At 61.1% G+C, this 19,351-nt stretch carries 19 protein-coding genes; 13 read left to right on the top strand and 6 right to left on the bottom strand.

Translation table 11 applies throughout. The features are described from left to right. Positions 1-9 precede the first annotated feature (9 nt). The 9 genes from M2433_RS14415 to M2433_RS14375 all read left to right on the top strand — a co-directional run bounded on the left by M2433_RS14415 (position 10) and on the right by M2433_RS14375 (position 7,537). The gene (locus M2433_RS14415; protein WP_429054972.1) at positions 10-648 is read left to right on the top strand and encodes an EAL domain-containing protein; all 639 of its coding nucleotides are present in this window, start codon (positions 10-12) and stop codon (positions 646-648) included. Then, a complete protein-coding gene (locus tag M2433_RS14410; protein ID WP_059312644.1) occupies positions 645-1,187 on the top strand; it encodes a helix-turn-helix transcriptional regulator in 543 nt (180 codons plus the stop codon). The genes M2433_RS14415 and M2433_RS14410 overlap by 4 nt, the downstream gene beginning before the upstream one ends. 32 nt (positions 1,188-1,219) lie before the next feature. Then, positions 1,220-1,717 carry a Csu type fimbrial protein gene (locus M2433_RS14405; RefSeq protein WP_429054970.1) on the top strand — a complete coding sequence of 166 codons (498 nt, stop codon included), beginning with the start codon at positions 1,220-1,222 and terminating at the stop codon, positions 1,715-1,717. Between the two features lie 2 nt (positions 1,718-1,719). Beyond that, positions 1,720-2,496 (top strand): fimbrial biogenesis chaperone, encoded by a 777-nt coding sequence (locus tag M2433_RS14400; protein ID WP_429054969.1) that lies wholly within the window; start codon positions 1,720-1,722, stop codon positions 2,494-2,496. Beyond that, entirely contained in the window at positions 2,417-4,708 is a 2,292-nt protein-coding gene (locus tag M2433_RS14395) for a fimbria/pilus outer membrane usher protein (RefSeq protein WP_429054967.1), read from the top strand. The genes M2433_RS14400 and M2433_RS14395 overlap by 80 nt, the downstream gene beginning before the upstream one ends. 11 nt (positions 4,709-4,719) lie before the next feature. Next, on the top strand, positions 4,720-5,655 hold the full coding sequence (locus tag M2433_RS14390; RefSeq protein ID WP_429054965.1) for a Csu type fimbrial protein: 936 nt from the start codon (positions 4,720-4,722) through the stop codon (positions 5,653-5,655). Positions 5,656-5,782: 127 nt separating this feature from the next. Next, entirely contained in the window at positions 5,783-6,523 is a 741-nt protein-coding gene (locus tag M2433_RS14385) for a winged helix-turn-helix domain-containing protein (protein WP_429054963.1), read from the top strand. A 1-nt stretch (position 6,524) separates the two neighbouring features. Further along, positions 6,525-6,998: a hypothetical protein gene (locus M2433_RS14380; RefSeq protein WP_429054961.1), complete on the top strand. Its 474-nt coding sequence runs from the start codon at positions 6,525-6,527 to the stop codon at positions 6,996-6,998. Between the two features lie 29 nt (positions 6,999-7,027). Next, positions 7,028-7,537 carry a GNAT family N-acetyltransferase gene (locus tag M2433_RS14375; protein ID WP_429054960.1) on the top strand — a complete coding sequence of 170 codons (510 nt, stop codon included), beginning with the start codon at positions 7,028-7,030 and terminating at the stop codon, positions 7,535-7,537. Between the two features lie 56 nt (positions 7,538-7,593). On the opposite strand, the gene tsr is transcribed toward M2433_RS14375, so the two are convergent. From tsr to M2433_RS14345, 6 genes are all read right to left on the bottom strand, one after another. After that, positions 7,594-9,258 (bottom strand): methyl-accepting chemotaxis protein, encoded by a 1,665-nt coding sequence (gene tsr / locus M2433_RS14370; protein ID WP_047346261.1) that lies wholly within the window; start codon positions 9,256-9,258, stop codon positions 7,594-7,596. A gap of 117 nt (positions 9,259-9,375) precedes the next feature. Beyond that, the gene (locus M2433_RS14365; RefSeq protein ID WP_429054955.1) at positions 9,376-10,386 is read right to left on the bottom strand and encodes an Ldh family oxidoreductase; all 1,011 of its coding nucleotides are present in this window, start codon (positions 10,384-10,386) and stop codon (positions 9,376-9,378) included. Between the two features lie 11 nt (positions 10,387-10,397). Beyond that, the gene (locus tag M2433_RS14360; protein WP_429054954.1) at positions 10,398-11,999 is read right to left on the bottom strand and encodes an APC family permease; all 1,602 of its coding nucleotides are present in this window, start codon (positions 11,997-11,999) and stop codon (positions 10,398-10,400) included. A gap of 11 nt (positions 12,000-12,010) precedes the next feature. Then, a complete protein-coding gene (locus tag M2433_RS14355; RefSeq protein WP_429054952.1) occupies positions 12,011-13,618 on the bottom strand; it encodes an aldehyde dehydrogenase (NADP(+)) in 1,608 nt (535 codons plus the stop codon). A 14-nt stretch (positions 13,619-13,632) separates the two neighbouring features. After that, positions 13,633-14,553 (bottom strand): dihydrodipicolinate synthase family protein, encoded by a 921-nt coding sequence (locus M2433_RS14350; protein WP_047346257.1) that lies wholly within the window; start codon positions 14,551-14,553, stop codon positions 13,633-13,635. A gap of 138 nt (positions 14,554-14,691) precedes the next feature. After that, positions 14,692-15,507 carry an AraC family transcriptional regulator gene (locus M2433_RS14345; RefSeq protein ID WP_047346256.1) on the bottom strand — a complete coding sequence of 272 codons (816 nt, stop codon included), beginning with the start codon at positions 15,505-15,507 and terminating at the stop codon, positions 14,692-14,694. Positions 15,508-15,815: 308 nt separating this feature from the next. Here M2433_RS14345 and M2433_RS14340 point away from each other — a divergent pair, with 308 nt between their 5' ends. Genes M2433_RS14340 through M2433_RS14325 form a run of 4 tightly spaced genes read left to right on the top strand, consistent with a single transcriptional unit; the run spans position 15,816 to position 19,351 of the window. Beyond that, entirely contained in the window at positions 15,816-16,757 is a 942-nt protein-coding gene (locus M2433_RS14340) for a 4-hydroxyproline epimerase (RefSeq protein WP_429054951.1), read from the top strand. Then, on the top strand, positions 16,754-17,857 hold the full coding sequence (locus M2433_RS14335) for an NAD(P)/FAD-dependent oxidoreductase (RefSeq protein ID WP_429054950.1): 1,104 nt from the start codon (positions 16,754-16,756) through the stop codon (positions 17,855-17,857). Before M2433_RS14340 ends, M2433_RS14335 begins: the two co-directional genes overlap by 4 nt. After that, positions 17,854-18,108, top strand: coding sequence for a 2Fe-2S iron-sulfur cluster-binding protein (locus M2433_RS14330; RefSeq protein ID WP_429054948.1), 255 nt, complete (start codon positions 17,854-17,856; stop codon positions 18,106-18,108). Before M2433_RS14335 ends, M2433_RS14330 begins: the two co-directional genes overlap by 4 nt. Continuing rightward, positions 18,095-19,351: an FAD-dependent oxidoreductase gene (locus M2433_RS14325; protein WP_429054947.1), complete on the top strand. Its 1,257-nt coding sequence runs from the start codon at positions 18,095-18,097 to the stop codon at positions 19,349-19,351. The genes M2433_RS14330 and M2433_RS14325 overlap by 14 nt, the downstream gene beginning before the upstream one ends.

The following is a 19,351-nucleotide window of genomic DNA, read 5'->3' as shown; positions in this document are numbered from 1 at the left end:
ACTTTTATCATGCTAACCGGCTATAAGTTCGAATCCATCCGGGCACTGCGCAGCGAAAATGTGATTGCCTGGGAGGTACTGTCCACGGCAAAGCCCCACGTCGATCTCGAAGACTACTTTGGCTCGATGTCCCCGACGCTGCGTAAGGCGCACTTCTTTGCGCAGCTTCGTCATGCCATGTTTTGCGAGGAGAGAGAGAAGTATTATCTCAACGCAACATCGGATTTGCTGCTGGAAACGGACTTCCTCGACAGGCTAAAAGAAGAGACTCCCTGCCCGGAGAGGCTTGCTATCGAGGTCACCGACCTCCATACGCTGGTACAGCTCGACGACGCGCACAGCCGCGCTCTGCGGATATGCATCGCAACGCTCCATCACTGGGGGATCGAAGTGTGGGCTGACGATGTCTGCGAAGATATTCTTCCCGATCTTCTGGCCTGCCAAATCCGCTTCTGCGGCGTCAAAATTGACAAACATACCTTCTGGAACGGGCGCACCGAGCAGGCGAAGTTCCTGCATCTCACCCGCCAGTGCAAGCGCCTCGCCAGCAAGGTGCTGATAGAAGGCATCGAAACTGCGGGGGATTTCGCGCTGGCCCGTGCCAGCGTGGCCGACTACGGCCAGGGCTATCTGTGGGGCAAAAAATGACGCCATTCATTCCCAATGCGGGCTATCAGGTCATCGTTCTGAGCGGCAATGCTTTTTTATGGCTTGGCCTCCATTCGATGATTTCGGCGGCCGTGACGCCCCGTCCTGAGATGTATTGGATCAACAGCGTTGATCCGCACGGGCTTACCCGCCTGCAGGAACGGCTGCTCGACACGCCCGCCGCACAGAACTGGCTGATTTTTACGGATGCGGCCTGGGTCAGCGACATTAACGCCTGGCTGCGCAGCGAGCGGGTCAGAGTGGTCGCGGACAACCTGTCTCTTGCGCAGCTGAGCCGCTGCTTTAGCGACACGACATTTTCCTTCGAAAACGCCGCCACGCTCTCGTATCAGGAGATGCGGGTTTGCATGCTGTTACATAAAGGATTTAGCCCGGTTCGTATCGCAAAAATTCTCAACAAGTCACCTAAAACGATCTACACCCACAAGCGTAACGCGATGAACAAATTTTGCTGTCACAGCCTGGCGGAATTCCATCGAAAACTCTGCCTGTTGGACGCTCAGTCATTCTCTTTGTAATTGCACTGTTACTCACGTCAGGAAATAAGATCATGAAAATTATCACTGCTGCTGTATGTTGTTCCGCTCTCCTGCTTCCTGCCGCCGCGATCGCCGCAGAAAGTACCGCAAGCGCGACGATGCACGTCTCACTTGAGGTCGTTAAGTCGTGCACTCTCAAAGCCAATGACCTCAATTTCGCGCGCCACGGCTCGGATGAATCGAGCGAAATCCAGGCCAGCACGCAGGTTGATATCGTCTGTACCAACGGTACTCCGTTCACCCTCTCCGCCACCAGCAACGACAGTAGCGAGAACGGCACCTTCTGGCTGAAGCCGGAAAACGGCGAAACGGGCGCACAGAAGATTGCCTGGAAACTCTTTGCTGACGAGGGCAAACAGACGCAAATCACCAGCACCGACGGGCTAACCGACACCGGCAACGGTCAGGAGCAGAAAGAGACGCTCTATGGCGTGATTGACGCCGGCGCCCTGACGACCGCACAGGCAGGAGCCTACAGCGACGACATCACCTTAAACCTGGTGTACTGATCGTGCGTCGTTATCTTCCCTGCCTCATTCTGTGGCTCACGATGCTGGCGCTGCTGTCACGCTACGCGCTGGCCGCCACGCTGCAGGTGGCGCCCGTCACGCTCGATCTGCAAAGCGGTCAAAGAGCGACAGCGGTCACCCTCACCAACAGTGGAAAAGCGGCCATTCATGCGCAGATACGGGTGTACGAATGGACCCAGAAAAACGGCCAGGACGTCTTAGCCGCCACCGATGAGGTCGTCAGCAGCCCGGCGATGACCGCGCTGGCGCCGGGCCAGCAGCAGCTGGTGCGCATCATCGTCATGCAGCCGGGCATCGATGACCGGGAGCAAAGCTACCGGCTGGTCATCGATGAACTGCCGGATACCCTTTCCCACGCGGCCAACCCCAACGGCGTGCACTTCCTGCTGCGCTATTCGATTCCGGTATTCATTGCCGGAACTCAGAATGCTCCCGCCGGCCAGGATGACCTGAGCTGTGAACAGGCCGACAGCCCGGCGACAATCCGCTGCTATAACGCCGGAAACAGCCATATTCGCCTGAGCCATCTTGAGGCCCTGACGGCCAGTGGGCAGGTTGCGGGATCGGTTAAAGGACTGGCGGGCTATGTACTGCCGGGACAGACCGCCCTTGTGAAACTTAAGCAAGCGTCACGCCATACGCTCAGCGCGTTACGCGTCTACCTCAACGATGACCACCATGCCAGCCAGATACCCCTGCGCCCGCTCGCTTCTCGCGCTCCTGCTTTGGCTACCGTTGATGCTGTCAGCCCGCACTGAAGGTCCCGCCGACACCGTACAATGGCTGGGCATCACCGTGAATCACGCCCCGCGTGGGGATCTGTGGGCCTGCCGGGTGGTGGAAGATGCGCTGTGGATTAGCGACAGCGACATCAAAAAACTGGGGCTTCGCGCCCCGGACGATCGCGGCGGCTGGGTAGAACTGACCGCCCTGCCGGGCCTGAAGGTAGATATCGACCTGCTTGCCCAGCAGGTGTCGATTACGGCCGAGGCAAAGGCGCTCGAGGGACAGCAGCATCTGACGCTCGAAAAATCGCCCCCGCAGTACGCCTATCCTGAGGCCCAGCCCATCAGCGCGTTTACGCTCGGCTACGCCCTCTACGCCAGCGATGCGCAAGGTAAACGCCAGCTGAATGCCCAGACCGAGCTGACCGCGTCCGGGGTGTTGCCCGGGACGCTCAGCAGCAGCTTTTCAAGCCATGCCGGGGAGGAAAACAGTGCCGCCCGGCCCACCCATACGCGTCTTGAAACCCGCTGGCAGTGGGACAACACCGATTCGCTGACCACCCTGGCGCTGGGAGACAGCATCACCACGGGCACGCGCTGGAGCCGCCAGGTTCGCTTTGGCGGCCTGCACTGGGCGCGTAATTTTGAACTCGATCCGCAGCTCAACACCGAACCGCGTAGCCGCTACAGCGACACGGCGGTCCTGCCTTCAACGGTCGATCTTTACATTGACGGGCTCAGGCAGAGCAGCCAGCGCGTCACGCCGGGGACATTTACGCTCGATACTCTGCCGGCCTTCACCGGAAGCGGGCAGGCGCAGGTGGTCATTACCGACATCAACGGCCAGCGTCGTACCGTTCAGCTCGACGTGTACGGCGCACCGGGAATGCTGGCCGAAGGGCTCAGCAGCGGCTCGCTGGATATCGGCTGGATGCGGCAAAACTACGCCCAGCGTTCCGACGACTATGCCGCGTCGCCGATGCTCGACGCCGGCTGGCGCTATGGGGTCAATAACCACCTGACGATGGCGGTGCATACGGAGCAGCAGCGCAAGCTGCGCAATCTCGGAACGGGCGTTGACTGGTTGATATCCCCCGGTGCAGGCATTGTCAGCCAGCACGTCGCGGCGAGCGACAGCCCCTACGGTCAGGGGATGCAGTGGGGCCTTGGCTGGCAGTGGAACGGCGGCGGGACGGGCATTTCCGCCAGCACCGTGCGTACCGATGCCGCCTTCGCCGATAATGCCCGCATGAGCGGTGCCGTGCCCGTCAGGCGCAGCGATAGCGTGTGGCTAAGCCATTCTTTCTCCCATGTCGGTACGCCAGGCGTGGGCTGGGTACAACAAGACATTCAGGGTAACAAACAACGCTACCTCAATGCCTCCTGGTCCGTTTTGTTACCGGCGCATCTCGCCGCCACGCTGAGCTATACCCGCTCGTTTACCGACGCGTCGAGCAACGTTCAGCTTATGCTCTCTCTCCCGCTGGGCCGCCAGGACACCCTCTCGCTTCAGGCCAGCCATGACTCGCCGCGCATGGACTATCGCCATCAGCCAGACGACCAGACCGGCGGCTGGTCATGGCAGCTGGGGCAAAGCGTTGGTGAACGCCGGGAAAAGTATGCTGACGTGGGCTATCTGGGCCACGCCGGAGAGTGGCATGTGGGGCTGGAGCAAGGCGCGAACGTGGGCAATCGGTATGCCTCAGCCGAAGGCAGCCTGACGCTGCTGGATAATAGCCTGCACGCCCTGCGCTACAGCGAGCAGGGCCTGGCACTGGTCTCAACGCGCGGTATCGGGCACGTGCCGGTGATGCTTGAAAACCGCCCGGCAGGCGAAACCGACGAGGAGGGGTATCTTCTGCTGACCGACCTGCCGCGCTACCACAACAGCAAAGTCACCATCAACCCGCTGGATCTGCCTTCCGATGTGATTGCCCCGGTCACCGACATGTATGCCAGACCGGGTAACGGCAGCGCGGTAAAAGTCGATTTTGACGTCCATCACGCCGTGACGGTTCAGGCCAGGCTGGTCGACGACCGCGGCACGCCGCTCCCGCTGGGCAGCATCGTGTCAACGCCTCACGGCGCCACCATCGTGGGCCGCGACGGGTTTATCTGGCTTGAGGACCCGCCCCTGCCGGGTGAAGTGGTGGTGAAAACGGGTCAGGGAGAATGTCGGGTTACGCTTCCGGCGCCCCGGAAGGCGTCATCCGTACAAAATATTGGAGAACAACTGTGCCATTAAGAGCCTCGATAATGTTGCTGCTATTGCTGTCCCTGAAGACGATGGCGGCCGCCTGCTGGATAACCTCGCCCGCCGTCATCAACTTTGGCGCTATCTCGGCGGGCAATGCGGCCTCGACCCACGCCGAGGTCAAATTCAGCTGCCAGGCGGACAACCTCGGTACGACAGAGTATATCAATGTCTGCCTGAGCAGCATCGACGCCCCGCCCTTTCAGATGGTCTCGCCGGGGGACCAGGAGGGTAAACAATACACCCTGATTTTTCGTCTTCTTAACGGCGTCGCGCGCTCCCAGGAACTGGGCCCCGCCAGCCGCGGGGATCTTATCCAGCAGACCCTGACCGCCGACAGCAATGCCAATATCAGCGGCAGCTTTCCGCTTATCGCCACCCTCCCGGCAGGGCAAAGCCAGCTTCCGGCGTACCACTATTACAACTACAACATGAATCTGCGCATAGCGTGGCACAGCGCCTCCCGTCAGGATGCCCTGCAGAACTGTTCAGACGGCTCCGCCGAAGGCGAAAAGGTGCAGGGCGGAAGCAACGCGCAGGCCGAAATTCGCGAGGGATGTTACATAGAGCACGTCACCCCGCTTAACTTCGGCACCCTGACCAGCACCGCCACGCTGCGCCCGGAGCGCTCCACGGCCACCCTCACCACGCGCTGCCCGGCCGGCACCGCGTTCACGCTCGCGATGGGAAAAGGCAATCATGCCAGCGGCAACCAGCGGCAGCTGTGTAACGATGAAGGCCAGTGCCTGCGCTACGGCCTCTGGCAGGATGCGGGGAACACGCAACGCTGGGGCGACCAAAGCAGCGGCGATGCGATGCAGGTCACCAACCCCGCGGGCGGGACGCAGAATTTCACCGTCTACGGAGACGTTCCGGCGCAGCCCCTGAGCGGCACGGGGGAATTCAGCGATGACGTGATAATTACGCTGACTTATTAAACAGCGCAAAATCCTGCCTGGATCAATGTTATCGGTAACAATGGCGCTAAAATAGCCAACAGTTCTTCTAAATCAGGCGAAAGGCCTGTTCTTTTATTCGTTATCTCTGTCTGTATTACAACAACTTATGAAATACCTGCTTGCTGACGCCCTCGTCTACAACGACGAGGACGGTTCTGTTTCTCTTATCAATGCGCCGGATGAGGATGCGCAGATCCTTACCTGCACGGCCAATACCATCATGAAGCTGCTGGTGCAGCATCATGGGAACGTGGTCGAACGAGAGACGCTTCTTCAGGAGGTCTGGGACAGGCGCGGGCTGCAGGGGTCGAACAATTCGTTAAACCAGTACATCAGCATCTTACGCAAATTGCTGGCAAGCCTGCTTCCCGAGGTGCTGTTTATTGTCACCGTACCTAAAACGGGCTTCATGCTCAGCGCAGACGTCACGGTCACCGCGCTGGAGGAGCCGTGTCCGGCAGCCGAAACGGCGACATCCGTACGGCGCGTTCGACCGGACGTGCTGTTCTGCGGTGCGCTCACGCTGGCGATCGTTGCGCTGTGCATCTGGATAACGGCAATCAAGCCGGCAACCCGGCAGCGGGAGATCCACCTGCTAACCCATATTGGCACGTGTCCGGTCTACACCTTTACGCCGCTGGCGGACGTGTTCCATGAGAAGGCGATTGGGCTGGCGCAGAGCCTTCAGCAGGACGGCCATCTTCCGTGCCTGAAAAATTCCATCTTCTACATGCACATTCAGGGAACGCTTTTCTACGGCCACGAAGGGCGGCTGGTGCTCTCCCAATGCTCCCTCACGCGGGGTAAAGCCAGCGTCTGTCGTACGCTTTACTATTACGAGTGGTGATATGAGACACAAAAAAGTTTGGCTGATTCTGATCCTCAACCTGCTGCTGCTGGGCGCCGCGCTGGCGTGGTACTTTTACACGCCACCGCTGTCGGTGGCCTGCGACGGAAATCTGACCTTTTCCGACCGGCGCGACAGCCACGACTTCACCTTTGACGGCGAGATCATTATGCGTTTTCATCCCGACAAAACGGGGTACATCACGCTAAACGGCAGCGTGGTGAACGCGCCGCGCAGCTGGGAGGTTTCCCGCCAGGAGATGTTTAAATGGCGTCACGTTGAGGGCGAACTGTATGAGATTGTCATTCAAAAAGTGGAGCGTTTTAGCCACGATGCCATGCCGTCAGGGGTCTTTGAAAAGTACGTCGCGGGCCTGACGCTGGGCAATAAAAGGCTTCTGACGATAGAGCGCACGCCGGAAGACGCGCTGGTGATCAGCAATTTTTATTCGCCGGTGCTGATCTGCTCGGAATAATGTCGACGGGTCAGGCTATACTTGCCGCCATGCACATTCATATTCGCCCCACTGCCCCTAACGACGTTACCGCTCTGCCCGCCATTGAACGCGCGGCGGCCGGGCGTTTTCGTGACGACCCGGCACTCGCCTGGCTTGCCGGGGGTGAGGTCATTTCCGTAGAACAGCACCTCGGGTATGTCGAACGCGGGCTAAGCTGGCTGGCGCTGGCGAACGATCGCCCCGTGGGGTTTATCCTCACAGAAGCGCACGCGTCGTCGCTGTTTATTGTGGAACTCTCGGTCGAACTGGACTGGCAGGGAAAAGGAATTGGCCGGCAGCTCATCGCCCGTGCGGCTGACCATGCCCGTAAGGCAGGGCTGGCGTCGCTGACGCTGACGACGTTTCGGGACGTGGCGTGGAATGCGCCGTTCTATGCACGGCTGGGGTTTGAATACGTCACCGATCTGACGCCTGAACTGCGTCAGAAAAGAGAAGAAGAGGCAGCGCACGGCCTGGCGTATGAAACGCGCTGCGCCATGCGCCTGCCTCTTGGTTGATGCTCCGAACCGTAGGCCGGGTAAGGCGCAGCCGCCACCCGGCACAACGCACAGAGTTAGAACGTTTCCCAGTTATCGCCTGAATCGACGGTCGCCGTTTTACGCGCCATCACCGGCGTGGAAACCGCTTTAGCCGCGGCGAACTCGCGCGCTTTCATCTGCTCCTGCTGAATGCGGAACACCGCCACGGCCTGAGTCAGGCGGCTCGCCTGCTCTTCCAGCGCGGCCGCTGCCGCAGCAGACTCTTCAACCAGCGAGGCGTTCTGCTGGGTCACGCGATCCATCTCGGCCACCGCCAGGCCCACCTGGTCGATACCGCGGCTCTGCTCGTCAGACGCAGAGGCGATTTCACCCATGATGTCCGTTACGCGGGTGACCGCATTCACGATCTCACCCATGGTTTCACCGGCACTTTCTACCAGCGTTGAGCCCACTTCCACGCGGCCCACAGAGTCTTCGATCAGGCTCTTGATCTCACGTGCTGCCTGGGCGCTGCGCTGCGCCAGGTTACGGACTTCACCAGCCACCACCGCAAAACCGCGGCCCTGCTCGCCTGCACGCGCCGCTTCTACCGCCGCGTTCAGTGCCAGGATATTGGTCTGGAAGGCAATACCGTCGATCACGCTGATAATGTCGGCAATTTTCTGCGAACTGCCCGCGATATCGCGCATGGTCTGCACCACGTTATCCACCACTTTGCCGCCTTTCTGCGCGGTTTCAGAGGCGCTCAGCGCAAGATGGCTCGCCTGGCGGGCGTTCTCAGCGTTCTGCTTAACGGTTGCCGTCAGCTGCTCCATGCTGGCAGCGGTCTCTTCCAGGGAAGCGGCCTGCTGCTCGGTACGGGAAGAGAGGTCGTTATTGCCCATCGCGATTTCGCTCGCCCCGCTGTAGATAGCATTCGCGCCGTTACGCACGTCGCCAACGGTACGCACCAGCTCGCCCTGCATATGACGCAGCGAGTCAGCCAGTTCACCCATCTCGTTCGCGCCTTCAACTTCAATGCGCTTCACCAGGTCGCCGCTGGCGATATGGCGAATGTTGTCGATCAGACGCGTCAGCGGGGAGATCAGCGCCTGCTTGATGCCCAGCCAGACGGCCACGATCACCACCAGCACCGCAATCAGCACGCTAATCAGCACCCAGATGGCCTGGCTGAAGGAGCTGTTGCTGTCCTCAACCGCAATCTGGTACAGCTTATCGTTCTGCTGCAGGTAGCTCACATACTGCTTCTCAAAACCGTCCTGGTAACTCTGGGTCGGCTGGTCGAAGAAGGCGTTGATTTTGCCTGCACCCAGCAGCTGAATCAGCTCCGCCAGCGCGCCGTGGTAAATATCGTAGTTACGCTTGATCTCCATGGCATCCGCGTCGCTTTGACGCGGATCGCGCGGCAGGGCCTCGTAGGCAGCCCAGTTTTTTTCCGCCTGCTTCAGAGACGCAGACGCGATTTGCATCAAATCGTTAACGGTTGCGCCGCTGCCGATATTGCTCTGATCCATCATGTAGCGGATACCCGCACGGTTCAGGGTATTACGGGTTTGCAGCAACGCTACCCAGCTGCCGTTCAGCGTGGACTGTTGCTGGCGAATGGTTTGAAGAACGGTGAAATTCTCTTTGTCATGCTTAAGGGCATTGAAGAAAAGACCACCGGAGGTGAGTTGTAAAAGGCCAAATATCGCTAAAACCAGCATTAAGCTGGTGACAATCTTGATACGGTTTAACATGTTTTCTCTTTCCATCAGACAGATAACAGAATTTTCGGCCTGGAAATGGAAAACTTTACGAAAAACGTACTGGCAGGAGGGACATAATCCCTCCTGATATGTTGACGAAGCCGGTTATTATTTCGTCAGAGAGGATATATCCCTGAAAAGTGAACGGGTTATCTCCACGCCTTCCCGCGATGCGCGCTCGCGAGAAACATAGCGACGCTCGCCCGGCAAACGCGCGCCCTGCTGCTGCATCCCGGTAAAAAGCGTTTCGGCACGCGCCAGGTGCTCAGAGGCGTCATGGCCGAGGAACCGGGCCGGATCCAGCGCCAGAATCAGCTCGCCGCCGTAGGGTAAACCGCCGGCGCCCTCATCCCACGACAGCGACTCCGCGCTCGTCATATCGCCAATCAGCGGCCCGGCGAGCAGTTCCACCATGGCCGCCAGCGCCGAGCCCTTATGTCCGCCAAACGTCAGCATCGCGCCGTCAAGGATCGCCTGGGCATCTGTCGTCGGTTCGCCCTGAGAATCGATGCCCCAGCCTTCCGGCACCGCTTTTCCCGCCCGCTGATGCAGCTGAATCTCACCGCGCGCGGCCGCGCTGGTGGCCATATCGAAAATAAACGGCGGCTTGTCGCCCCGCGGCCAGCCGAAGGCAATCGGGTTCGTGCCAAACAGCGGCCGGGTGCCTCCCGCCGGGGCAACCCACGCATGGCTTGGGGTGGTCGCCAGCGCCACCAGACCGGCCTGCGTCAGCGGCTCGACGTCGGCAAACAGCGCCGAAAAATGCACGCAGCGGTTGATGGCCAGCGCGGCGATACCGCAGTGCCGCGCCTTTTCCATCAACAGCGGCAGCGCGCGTTCAAATGCCAGCAGGGAAAACGCCCCGCCGGCATCCGCCTTCACAATCGCAGGGGCGGTATGGGTGATAACCGGCTCCGCGTCGGGGGAGACCTTGCCTTTGCGCAGCGTCTCAACGATCCCGAGCAGCCGCCACAAACCGTGCGAGGCACAGCCGTCGCGCTCGCCGTGCGTCACGTTTTTCGCCACCGCGGCGGCATGCGCCTCGCTGAATCCGTTCTCGCGCAGCACCTGATGCGCCAGCGCATAAGCCTCTGCTAACGAGAGGTTTACCATCTCCATTCGCGACTCCTCTACTCTTCTTCGTCTCCGGTAAAGTTAGCCTGCGGCAGGCAGGTTCGCTCGCCCCAGTAATAAATGCCCAGCGACATTACCGCTACCACAACCGTATCCCACGGGTGGCCGATCGTCCCCTTTCCCCCAAAGCTGCCAAGCCAGGAGAAAAGCATAATCAGCGCGTAGAAGGCGATGAGCCACAGGGAGGATTTCACCTGCTGCGCCAGACTCACGGCGTGCACCGGCACTTTTGATCTGCACAGCACGTAGACCACAAACATCACAATTTGCAGCCCCAGCAGCCATGACAGCGTCCCCCAGCCGGACCAGAACACAATCAGCGCGGAAATCACAAACGACACCGGGCCAATGATTCCGAAGGCACGCACGCGGAACGGGCGCGGCAGATCCGGCGCATTACGGCGCAGCCCTGCCGCCGTGACCGGGGCGATGGCATAGCTCAGAACCAGCGCCGCGGACACCACGCTAATCAGCTGCTCCCAGGAGGGGAACGGCAGCGTCCAGAAGATAGATAAGGCGAAGGTCAGCCACAGCGCAGGGCGCGGAATGCCGGACGCTTTATCAATGTGTGTAAAGGCCTTAAAGAAGGTCCCCGCCTTCGCCCAGCCGTAAATCACGCGCGGCGTCGCGTTCATATAAATATTGCCGGTGCCGCTGGGGGAGACGATCGCGTCGCACACTACCATAAACGCCAGCCAGCCCATGCCGAGCGTAATGGCGATATCGCGATACGGCAGCGAGAATTGCTTGCTGATTTCCGCCCAGCCGCCCCCCAACATCCCGGTCGGAATACTGCCGAGAAACGCCAGCTGCAGCAGCACATAGATAATGGTCGACAGCACCACCGATAAAATCAGCGCCACCGGAATCGTCCGCTGCGGATTCTGTACTTCACTCGCCACCGAGATAATCGGCGTCAGCCCCAGGTAGGCAAAGATGATCCCGCCCGCGCTGATCGCGGCCTCAACGCCCGACATGCCAAACGGCGCGAATCCCTGAACGTGCAGGTTTTCCGGTTTAAAAAAGGTAAACAGGGTCACGACGACCGCCAGCGGCACCAAAAACTTCAGAATACTGATGATGTTGTTGGAGCGGGCGAAGGTCTTCACGCTGTAGTAATTCAGACCAAAGAAGAAACAGAGCAGCAAAAACTGCACCACCCACCCCAGCAGCGTCGGGGCGCTTGAGCCGGGCTGAGTCAGCATCGGGAACCATGCTGCCGCATACTGGCGCGCGGCAACTATTTCGATGGAGATCAGGCTGGAAAACGCAATCAGCGTAATAAACCCCAGCAAATACCCCATCAGCTCGCCGTGGGAGAAGACCGGATAGCGGATAATCCCCCCGGCGCGGGGCAGCGCCGCCCCCAGTTCGCAATAGACAATCCCCAGAAGCAGAACGGCAATGCCGCCGATGACCCAGGAGGCAATGCCTGCCGGCCCGGCAATGGACGCCACATGGCTGGCGGCAAACAGCCAGCCGGAACCAAAGATGGCCCCGAGACCAATAAACGTCAGGTCGGTTAGCGTCAGCTGCTTTTTAAATTTCCCCGACTCAACAACGCGGGACGATGTGTGATGCGTAGAGTGAATCGTCATGGTCATGCCCTTCAGTCAACAGAGGGGGAAACGGCTTCCCGGGTCCACTGCCCGTTAATCAGGCGAAGCAGGTTCAGAGGGTTAGCGTCCTGGACAGCAGGCGGCAGCAGTGCGGCAGGCACGTTTTGCAGGCACACCGGGCGTAAGAAACGTTCGATGGATTGGGTTCCGACCGAGGTGCCGCGTGCATCGGTGGTGGCAGGCCACGGACCACCGTGCACCATGGCGTCGCACACTTCTACGCCGGTCGGATAACCGTTGAACAACACGCGTCCCGCCTTTTCACTGAGCGCAGGCAGCAGGCGCTGCGCCAGCGGCCCGTCATCCGACTCAGCGTGAACCGTGGCCGTTAGCTGGCCCTGAAGGGCGCGCAGGATGGACTGCAGCTCGGCCTCGTCAGCCACCTCCACCAGCACCGCCAGGGGGCCAAACACCTCGTGCTGCAACAGCGGATCCTGCGCCAGCAGCAGCGAAGCCGGGGCCTGATAGAGGCGAGCCTGCGCGCGTCCGCTGATAAACTCATCAGCCCCTGCCAGCCGCTGAATATCCGGATGCGCCTCAAGCGCGCGCACGCCCTCTTCGTAGTGAGCAAGGGTCGGGGCATTGAGCATTGTCTGCGCCGGCGCCGGGTTCACCGCATCCTTCAGCGCCTGAGTGAAGCGGGAAAAGCCTTCCCCTCGCAGCGCCAGAATCAGCCCCGGCTTGGTGCAAAACTGCCCGCAGCCGAGGGTGAAGGAGGCCACCAGCTCCTTCGCCAGCGTCTCCGCCCGGGAGGCTAACGCCTGGGGCAGAATAATCAGCGGATTAATGGCCGACATTTCCGCAAAGACCGGGATCGGCCGTGGACGCTGCTGCGCAATTTGCCAGAGCGCCTTACCGCCGCGCAGCGAGCCGGTAAACCCGACCGCCTGAATCGCCGGGTGGCGCACCAGCTCGGCGCCAATATCGGTACCGAAAATCATGTTAAACACGCCCGCAGGCAGCGCAGATTTCTCCACCGCACGCGCTATCGCCCGGGCGGTTAACTCTGCCGTCGCCATGTGGCCCGGATGCGCTTTCACCACCACCGGGCAGCCCGCCGCCAGCGCGGAGGCCGTGTCCCCGCCTGCCGTAGAAAAGGCCAGGGGGAAATTGCTGGCGCCGAATATCGCCACCGGCCCCAGGGCGGTCAAATACTGACGCAGATCCGGGCGCGGCAGCGGCTGACGCGCGGGGATCGCGGTATCAATACGCACGCCGAAAGCATCGCCCCGGCGCAGCAGGCCGGCAAACATGCGCAGCTGATGGCTCGTTCGGGCGCGCTCTCCCTGCAGCCGCGGAAGCGGCAGGGCCGTCTCCTGGTGGGCTATCGCGAAAAAGTCCTCGCCGAGTAAATCCAGCTCGTCGGCAAGGGTATCGAGAAAGCGGGCGCGAACCTCGGGCGACGTCTGTGAATAGAGCGGAAATGCCTGCTCGGCCGCCACCGCCGCCGCCGCGGCCTCTTCGCGGGAGGCCGGGTAAAAACGGTATCCGGTCGGCTGGTTGTCAGCGGCACGCAGGCTCGGTAGCGTCGCCTCACCGCTTGCGACGCGGCGTCCGGCGATGAACTGCTGGCCTGAAACAGTGAGAGATAAAGTCATCGTCACTCCTGCGCTTAAAGGCCAACGTCGGGCAGTTGCGGACGGGTCGCCAGCGCCTTCTCAACAATCGCCACCACTTCCGCACGGGTTTCCCCTTCCAGCGCCAGGCGCGGCGGTCGGGTGACGGCGCTGCCGCGTCCCAGCAGCTCTTCGCAGAGTTTGATGCACTGCACCAGATCCGGGCGCGCATCCAGATGCAGCAGCGGCATAAACCAGCGGTAAAGCGCCATCGCCTCTTCATAGCGCTGCTGTTTCGCCAGGCGGAACAGCGTCTCCCCTTCACGCGGGAAGGCGTTCGACATCCCGGAGATCCAGCCTTCCGCCCCAACGGCGATGCTCTCGACCACCACGTCATCCAGCCCGGCAAACAGCACAAAGCGGTCGCCAACGGCGTTACGCAGGTCGATAAAACGGCGGGTGTCGCCGGAAGAGTCCTTGAAGCAGACGATGTTGTCGCAGTCCGTAAGCGTCGCCAGGATGTCCGGCGTCACGTCGTTTTTGTAGATGGGTGGGTTGTTGTACACCATGATCGGCAGGTCGGTGGCGGTGGCCACGCTGCGGAAGTGCGCCGCCGTCTCGTGCGGCTTTGAAGAGTAAACCAGCGCCGGCATCACCATAATGCCGTCGACCCCCACGCGCTCGGCCTCTTTCGCCATCTTCTGCGCAAACGCGGTGGTAAATTCAGCAACGCCGGCGATAACCGGGATCTGACCGCCCGCCGCGTCTTTCGCCACTTCGATAATCTGCAGCTTTTCCTGAGTGGTCAGAGAGGTGTTTTCCCCCACGCTGCCGCACACCACCAGGCCGGAAACACCATCCTTAACCAGGTTTTTCATCACCGCATGGGTGGCATCCAGATCGACGGAGTAATCGCTGCGAAACTGGGTGCTGACTGCCGGGAATACACCGCTCCAGTGAATGGCTTTCTTGCTCATGTTCGGTTCCTTGTCGTCAATTTGTTAAGTCAAAGTGAATGAATGGTGAATATTCACTGACAGATTGACGTTTCAGGCGGCCGACGGCTTGGTGGTTTTCCTCCCCTTTGATGACGAAATTAGCACAATGCGCTGGGCTTACCCGGCCAGCGTGAGGCGAAAATCACGCGGCGTAGAGCCGGTCAGGGCCTTGAACTGGCGGCTAAAGGCGCTGTGATCGGTATAGCCGCACTGCAGGGCAATATCGGTAATCGGCGTATCACCCGCCAGCAGCTCGGTGGCTTTTTCCAGCCGGACTTTGTGTATCATCTGACGCGGGGTGAGATGAAAAATACGCTTACAGTAGCGTTCGATTTGCGCCACCGACATCCCGCTCAGGGCGGTAAGTTCCTCCATCGCGATCGGCCGGTGATAATGTTTGCGGATATGCTCGTCGACGATCGCCAGCCGCTGCCAGGCCGGGTGACGCGCCTGCGCTTCCTGCAGGTCGTGTGAAATTCCCGCCATGCCGATCACCTGACCCTGCGCATCCCGCAGCGCCAGCTTCTGGGTCAAACACCAGCCGCGCTCGCGACCGTTGTAAAGATGCATCTCCAGCTGGTCGCGCAGCGTCACGCCCTCACGCAACACCCGCATATCCTGCTCGGTATAGCCTTTCCCCAGCGCGGACGGGAACACGTCGGCAGAGGTTTTCCCCAGCAGAGAAACAACGGTCTTAAACCCGCAGCGACGCGCCAGCGTCATGTTAACCATCAGATACCGGGCCTGCACGTCTTTGACAAAAAAGACCACGTCAGGAATGGCGTTGAGCAGCGGCGCAATCAGGCCCATCGCGTGCAGCAACGTCTGAATATTGTCCGGACGCTGGCGCGCCAGCCCTTCACAGATCTGGCTGAGCTCAGCCACTTCCAGCGCCGGCGATGGAGCCAGCCCGTCATCAATCACACAGGACATCATGCTTCCTCCCGATAGGTGAGCTGGATCTTTATTAACTTTTTATTAACTCATCAAGTGCCCTTACCGCGTTTTGCGATCCTGCCACAGGTTTATGATTTCCCCCGTTTCATCCACTGGCGCAGTTGCCTGATGTGGTTTACCACAGCAACAAGAGAATGATTAATAAGAAATAAATATGAATTTTGCTTAAGAATAAAACCAACCACTGTGCCGATTTCGTCATTTCTGGTGATGAAAGCGATCAAGCGGGAACGCCGGGTATGCGCCAGCATCTGGCAACAAGATGTTAACTTTCCGGAGATCCTATGACAGCGCAGCACAGTGAACTGAGAGTAATTGACTCCCACACCGGCGGCGAACCCACCCGCCTGGTTATCGACGGCTTTCCGGATCTGGGAACAGGCAGCATGGCCGAGCGCCGGACGCGCTTCGCCCGCAACTACGACGACTGGCGCAAAGCCATTATTCTTGAGCCGCGCGGTAACGACGTGCTGGTCGGGGCCCTGCTCTGCGAGCCGGTTTCACCGCAGGCCACCGCGGGGGTTATCTTCTTCAATAACAGCGGTTTTCTGAACATGTGCGGACATGGCACCATCGGGCTCATCGCCTCGCTGGCCTGGCTGGGACGCATTCAGCCCGGCAAACACATGATTGAAACGCCGGTGGGCGACGTGACCGCTACGCTGCACGACGACGGCAGCGTTTCGGTAGAAAACGTTCCGGCTTACCGCTGGCGCAAGCAGGTGCGGGTTGAAACCACTCACGGCCCGGTAACCGGCGACATCGCCTGGGGCGGCAACTGGTTTTTCCTCGTCAACGATCATCCCTTTGCCGTCACGCCTGCAGCTATCCCCGACCTGACGGCGTATGCCTGGGCTATCCGGGAAGGGTTAGAACGTGCCGGCATTCGCGGTGAACATGACGGCATTATCGATCATATCGAACTGTTCGCTGACGATGACCGTGCGGACAGCCGCAGCTTTGTCCTTTGCCCGGGAAAAGCCTGGGATCGCTCGCCCTGCGGCACCGGCACCAGCGCCAAGCTGGCCTGCCTGGCCGGGGACGGCAAGCTCGTGGCGGGGGAAACCTGGCGCCAGGCGAGCATTATCGGCAGCGAATTTACGGCCAGTTTCGTGGCGCACGGCGACCGGATAGTCCCGACGATCCGCGGTGAAGCCTGGATCTGCGGCGATAACCGGCTGATCCTTAATCCCGACGATCCGTTCCGCTGGGGGATTGCGCTGTGACCGAAAGCGACGTCATTGTCATCGGTGCCGGGATCGTCGGTGCGGCCTGCGCCTGGCAGCTCGCAAAGCGCGGGCAGCGGGTCACGCTGATTGACGACGGCAGTGCAGGAGCCACGGCTGCGGGGATGGGCCATCTGGTGTGTATGGATGACGATCCCGCGGAGCTCGCCCTTTCCGCCTGGTCGCTGTCGCGCTGGCGGACGCTGACGCCCCGGATGCCGGAAAGCTGCGCCTGGCGCGGTTGCGGCACGCTGTGGCTGGCAGAAACGCCGCAGGAGCTGGCGCTGGCAGAGGAAAAAAAGCAGCGGATGGCGCAATACCAGGTCACCAGCGAAATGCAGACCCGCAGCCAGCTTGCCGCCCGGGAGCCCCTGCTGACCTCCCGGCTCGCCGGCGGGCTGTGGGTACCCGGAGACGGCATTGTCTACGCCCCGAACGTCGCCCGCTGGCTTATTGACGATGCCGACATAACGCCTCTGCGGGATAGCGCCGTCTCCGTCGAGGCCCCTTTTGTCACGCTGCGAAGCGGAAAACGCCTGCGCGCGAGCGCAATCGTCATTGCCTGCGGCCTGGGCGCCAACGCGCTTCTTGGCGAGAAATGGCTACGGGCAAAAAAAGGCCAGCTGGCGATCGCCGATCGCTACGGCCCGCTGCTCAGCCATCAGCTCGTGGAGCTGGGATACGGCGCCAGCGCGCATGCGGGCGGTACCTCGGTTGCGTTTAATATCCAGCCGCGCCCCACCGGACAGCTGCTGATTGGCTCTTCCCGCCAGTTCGACAACACCGACCGCGAGATTGATTTCCCCCTTCTGGCCAGCATGCTGGCGCGGGCGCGTCATTTTTTACCCTCGCTGGAGAGCCTGAATATCATCCGCTGCTGGAGCGGTTTTCGCGCCGCGTCGGCAGACGGTAACCCGCTCATCGGCCCACACCCCACGCGCCAGGGTATCTGGCTGGCGATCGGGCATGAAGGGCTGGGCGTCACCACCGCCCCCGCCACCGCCGAACTGCTCTGCGCCCAGATCCTGGGCGAAAACCCGCCCGTTGCGCCGGATGCCTGGCTTCCCGCCCGGCTGTACAGGCAGGAGGCCATTGCATGACGACGCTTAACATCGTTATCGACGGTGAACCCTGCGACGTGCCTGCAGGCATCAGCGTTGCGGCGGCGCTGGCGCTGGCGGGCAATGGCGTGACCCGCAGCTCGGTCAGCGGCGAGCGGCGCGCCCCCTTCTGCGGAATGGGCGTCTGCCAGGAGTGTCGCGTCACGGTAAACGGACGCCGGATGCTGGCCTGCCAGACGGAATGTCAGCCCGATATGGTGATTGAAAGGAGCCAGCATGCGAACGTTTGACTGTGAAATTGCGATCCTCGGCGCAGGGCCCGCGGGGCTATCGGCGGCGCTGGCCGCCGCTCGCTGCGGAAAATCAGTGATAGTCCTCGACGACAATCCGCACCCCGGCGGGCAAATCTGGCGCGACGGCCCGCAGGTTTCGCTGCCTCAGCGCGCCTTACGCCTGCGTCAGGCGGTCGCGGAACAGCCGCGCATTACGCTGCTTAGCGGTGCCCGACTGATTGCCCGCCATGAACGCCATGCGATTATTTTTGAAACCGCCGACGGCTGCGGCCAGATCCGCTGGCAGCGGCTCATTTTATGCTGCGGCGCGCGGGAGCTCTCTCTGCCGTTTCCCGGCTGGACGCTCCCCGGCGTGACGGGGGCCGGAGGCCTGCAGGCCCAGATTAAGCACGGCCTGCAGCTCAGGGGAGAACGCGTGGTCATTGCGGGCAGCGGGCCGCTGCTGCTGGCGGTCGCCGGTACGGTGAAACGCGCAGGCGGAAATATCGTGGCCATCGTTGAACAGGCGCCGCTGGGCGCGCTGGTTCAGTTCGCAGCCGGGCTCTGGCGCTGGCCAGAAAAACTGCTCCAGCTCGGCGGGCTGTTCCCGGCCCGTTACCACCCGGCAAGCCAGGTTATTCGCGCCGGGGGGGAATCACAGCTCCAGTCCGTCACCGTTCGCCGCAGGGGAAACACCCGGGAGATTGGCTGCGACAGGCTGGCGATCGGCTACGGGCTGGTGCCGAACCTGGAGCCTGGCGCGCTCTTTGGCTGCAAAACGGAAAATCAGGCCATTTGGGTCGACGCAGAGCAACGCACCAGCGTGAAGGATATCTACGCCGCCGGAGAATGCACCGGCTTTGGCGGCAGCGAACTGGCGCTGGCAGAGGGGGAAATCGCCGGTTATATCGCGGCGGATAACCCCGAAAAGGCAGAAAAAGCCCTCTCAGACCGCACGCGCTGGCAGCGTTTTGCCCGGGCGCTGCACGACACGTTCGCGCTGCCTGAGACGCTTAAAGAGGCGGTTACGCCAGACACGCTGCTGTGCCGCTGCGAGGACGTGCGCTGCGGCGATGTGCAACACGCCGAAGGCTGGCAAGCGGCGAAGCTGGCCTCACGCTGCGGAATGGGCGCCTGTCAGGGAAAAATCTGCGCCACCAGCGCGCGCTGGCTGTACGGCTGGCCGCTGCCGCAGCCGCGCGAGCCGCTCTCCCCCGCGCGTCTCGACACGCTGGTCCATCTGGCAAAACCGGAGGAGTGA

Origin of the sequence: Enterobacter sp. AC1 (assembly GCF_050434705.1) — a bacterium.
Taxonomy (GTDB): Bacteria; Pseudomonadota; Gammaproteobacteria; order Enterobacterales; family Enterobacteriaceae; genus Enterobacter; species Enterobacter cloacae_L.
The sequence above is the reverse complement of the archived record's forward strand: the minus strand, read 5'-3'. Positions and strand labels throughout refer to the sequence as shown.

Coding starts and splice junctions, on each gene's coding strand:
- M2433_RS14365 (WP_429054955.1), bottom strand. CDS start 10,386: ATGGAGATGGTAAACCTCTCGTTAGCAGAGGCTTATGCGCTGGCGCAT.
- M2433_RS14405 (WP_429054970.1), top strand. CDS start 1,220: ATGAAAATTATCACTGCTGCTGTATGTTGTTCCGCTCTCCTGCTTCCT.
- M2433_RS14395 (WP_429054967.1), top strand. CDS start 2,417: ATGCCAGCCAGATACCCCTGCGCCCGCTCGCTTCTCGCGCTCCTGCTT.
- M2433_RS14325 (WP_429054947.1), top strand. CDS start 18,095: ATGCGAACGTTTGACTGTGAAATTGCGATCCTCGGCGCAGGGCCCGCG.
- M2433_RS14350 (WP_047346257.1), bottom strand. CDS start 14,553: ATGAGCAAGAAAGCCATTCACTGGAGCGGTGTATTCCCGGCAGTCAGC.
- tsr (WP_047346261.1), bottom strand. CDS start 9,258: ATGTTAAACCGTATCAAGATTGTCACCAGCTTAATGCTGGTTTTAGCG.
- M2433_RS14390 (WP_429054965.1), top strand. CDS start 4,720: ATGTTGCTGCTATTGCTGTCCCTGAAGACGATGGCGGCCGCCTGCTGG.
- M2433_RS14375 (WP_429054960.1), top strand. CDS start 7,028: ATGCACATTCATATTCGCCCCACTGCCCCTAACGACGTTACCGCTCTG.
- M2433_RS14415 (WP_429054972.1), top strand. CDS start 10: ATGCTAACCGGCTATAAGTTCGAATCCATCCGGGCACTGCGCAGCGAA.
- M2433_RS14345 (WP_047346256.1), bottom strand. CDS start 15,507: ATGTCCTGTGTGATTGATGACGGGCTGGCTCCATCGCCGGCGCTGGAA.
- M2433_RS14410 (WP_059312644.1), top strand. CDS start 645: ATGACGCCATTCATTCCCAATGCGGGCTATCAGGTCATCGTTCTGAGC.
- M2433_RS14330 (WP_429054948.1), top strand. CDS start 17,854: ATGACGACGCTTAACATCGTTATCGACGGTGAACCCTGCGACGTGCCT.
- M2433_RS14360 (WP_429054954.1), bottom strand. CDS start 11,999: ATGACGATTCACTCTACGCATCACACATCGTCCCGCGTTGTTGAGTCG.
- M2433_RS14340 (WP_429054951.1), top strand. CDS start 15,816: ATGACAGCGCAGCACAGTGAACTGAGAGTAATTGACTCCCACACCGGC.
- M2433_RS14380 (WP_429054961.1), top strand. CDS start 6,525: ATGAGACACAAAAAAGTTTGGCTGATTCTGATCCTCAACCTGCTGCTG.
- M2433_RS14355 (WP_429054952.1), bottom strand. CDS start 13,618: ATGACTTTATCTCTCACTGTTTCAGGCCAGCAGTTCATCGCCGGACGC.
- M2433_RS14385 (WP_429054963.1), top strand. CDS start 5,783: ATGAAATACCTGCTTGCTGACGCCCTCGTCTACAACGACGAGGACGGT.